Genomic DNA, 532 nt, shown 5'->3' with positions numbered 1-532 from the left:
TCGCTGCCGCGACCGGTGAACAGCGCCAGCATGCCGGCCAGCGCCGGCGCTCCGATACCGGTATCGGCGGCGTCGGGGATCGACGACGCTGCGGTGTCGAAGTCGTCGGCAATTTTCATCATTGCGTCCGCGGAATCGCGGAGCACCGCGACGTCGACGTACAGGGTCATGTGTGGACACTCCGACGTTCGTGCTGGGGAATCATGACGTCCATCAGCAGGAGGTCGAACGGGTGCGACTCGTGAATCTTGGACAGGGTCGTGGTCGGGAGCGCCATCCACGGTTGCTCGTCGCCACAGCAGGTGTGGAGCCGATCCAGTGCCGAATACGCCAGCAGGGCACTACGCCCGTCCCGGGTGGTCCGCAGGTCGACCACTGCCTGCTCCGCGATGGAGACATGCGCAGTGCACGGCACATACACGACGGGTGGAATGTTGTCCGGTAGCCGCATCTTCTCCCCCTGACCGAGCGCGGGGAGGTCGAACCCCACGACAGATCAGACGCAGCGAGTGGCTGTTCGGTTCCGTTCCGG

At 65.2% G+C, this 532-nt stretch carries 1 protein-coding gene; it reads right to left on the bottom strand.

What is annotated here, in order from left to right:
- Window positions 1-166: 166 nt before the first annotated feature.
- On the bottom strand, window positions 167-490 hold the full coding sequence (locus ACOQFP_RS10310; protein WP_421584261.1) for an SAV_915 family protein: 324 nt from the start codon (window positions 488-490) through the stop codon (window positions 167-169).
- Window positions 491-532 lie beyond the last annotated feature (42 nt).

Source organism: Rhodococcus sp. MALMAid1271 (assembly GCF_049195265.1).
Classification (GTDB): Bacteria; Actinomycetota; Actinomycetes; order Mycobacteriales; family Mycobacteriaceae; genus Rhodococcoides.
Note: the sequence above shows the minus strand (reverse complement) of the source record. Positions and strands in the feature narration are given on the sequence as shown.